The sequence below is a fragment of the Rathayibacter sp. AY1C7 genome, from assembly GCF_002931865.1.
Classification (GTDB): Bacteria; Actinomycetota; Actinomycetes; order Actinomycetales; family Microbacteriaceae; genus Rathayibacter.
Genome location: NZ_PSWB01000057.1, coordinates 1 through 1,828 on the forward strand (window position 1 = coordinate 1; position 1,828 = coordinate 1,828).

The following is a 1,828-nucleotide window of genomic DNA, read 5'->3' on the forward strand; positions in this document are numbered from 1 at the left end:
CCGCGGTCGGTCGGTGATCCGACGGCCGGTGGGGGTCGTCCAGACGACGGTGCCGTCCGGATGGAGGGCGTAGGTCCAGCGGTCGCCGTGGCGGACGTGGTGGTGCGCGACGCAGAGCGAGGCCAGGTTGCCGAGGGCGGTCTCGCCTCCGTTCCGCCACTCGAGGGTGTGGTCGGCCTCGGCCGTCGAGGACGAGCGGGTGCAGCCGGGGAACCGGCAGGTCCGGTCGCGCAGCTGCAGCTGGAGGCGCATCCGAGGGGGCGGGACGCGGAGGGTCCTGCCGACCGACGTCACCACTCCCGTGTCCGGATCGGTCAGCACCCGCGTGAAGGTGGCCGCCGTGCGGACGAGCTCCCGGGCGACGTCGGCGGGGACGAGACCGTAGCCGTCGAGTTCGGCCGGCGCGTCGTCGAGGCCGACGGCGGTGCTGGCGGCCAGGGTGAGGCGCACGTCGGCGCGGACTCCGGAGACCGAGGCGTGGATTCCGGAGCCCGAGGCACGGACGGCGCTCGCTCCTTCTCCCGAGGATCCGTCTGCGGAGATGTCGCCGTCGATGAGCAGATCGACGAGCGCGTCGGCCCGCAGCTGCGCGAGCGTCCGGCCGTCGCCGAGGGAGATGTCAGCGTCTCCACCGGCGCCGCCACCCGTCTCCGCGCCGAGCCCGGCACCAGCACCAGCACCAGCACCAGCACCAGCACCAGCACCAGCACCAGCACCAGCGTCCGTCCGCGCGCCGACTGCCACCGGAGCATCGCCACGGGCACCAGCACCGCTCTGTGCAGTCGCAGTCGCACTCGCACTCGCACTCGCACTCGCACCTGCACCTGCACCTGCACCTGCACCTGCACCTGCACCTGCACCTGCACCTGCACCTGCACCTGCACCGAACCCGATCCCCGCCGCGTCCGCCCCGTCGCGGAGCGAGCGGGCGATCCGGTCGAGACGGTTGTAGGCGCCGACCGCGACCGGGGCCGGCAGCAGGGCGCAGAGCGTGGCCATGCCGTCGGCCTCTGCTCCGAGCCACACGCTGCGATCCTCTCGGGCGCGGGCGTGGCGCTCGGTGAACGGCTGCTCGTGCAGCTCGTCGCGCAACCGCGCCACGGTCCGGCGGAGCTGGGTGGGCGTCTGCGTGAGCGCCGCGGCGGCCGCCCGCTCGTCGAAGGACGCGCGCGACGGAGCGGGGAGGGTCGCGGCGGCGGCGCAGACGACCTCGCCGGCCTCCCAGAGGATCCGGGCCTCGGCCAGGAGGGTGCGGGTCGCCGGGAGGTCCTCGATGAGGAGCCGAGCGTGCTCGAGACGCCGAGACGCCACGCGCTCCGACATCCCGAGCGCCGTCGCGAACTCGGCTCGGATCGAGCGCTCCACGAGGTCTCCCGCCTCGCTCCGGGAAAGACGACTCCCCCGCGCGAACGACTCCGGCACGAGCAGCGCCGCCCGGTACGCCGTGTGCAGGGCGACGGCCCCCGCGAGCAGCACCGGTGCCGAGGAGCGGGCGAGCCCCGCCGCGAGACCGGCGAGCGCGCGCACCGCGCCGAGCGTCTGCGCCGTCTCGCCCGCGCGCACCGCCTCGACCGCCTGCGCCGCGTCACCCGAACTTCTCATACGTGTATTGAATCAGCGACCACCGACATCGGGCCGGGGCCCGTGACCAGGATCGGGACAACGGAGCCGGTACCCCGCCTGTGGAGGGAAGACCGGCGGCGAGCGCAAGCTTGCACATCCCTGTCCGCGCGATTCCTGAGCCGAGCCACCAGCCCGCGCCGCCGGTCTTCCCTCCACAGGCGGGGTACCGGCTCCGTTGTCCCGATCCTGGTCACGGGCCCCGGCC

Annotated in this window: 1 protein-coding gene; it reads right to left on the bottom strand. The window is 74.3% G+C overall.

Annotation, left to right across the window (positions count from 1 at the left end; all coding sequences use genetic code 11):
- Positions 1 to 1,602, bottom strand: a 1,602-nt coding sequence (locus C5C69_RS16545; RefSeq protein ID WP_146083646.1) for an HNH endonuclease signature motif containing protein, incomplete at its 3' end; no start/stop codon positions are given.
- Positions 1,603 to 1,828: the final 226 nt, after the last annotated feature.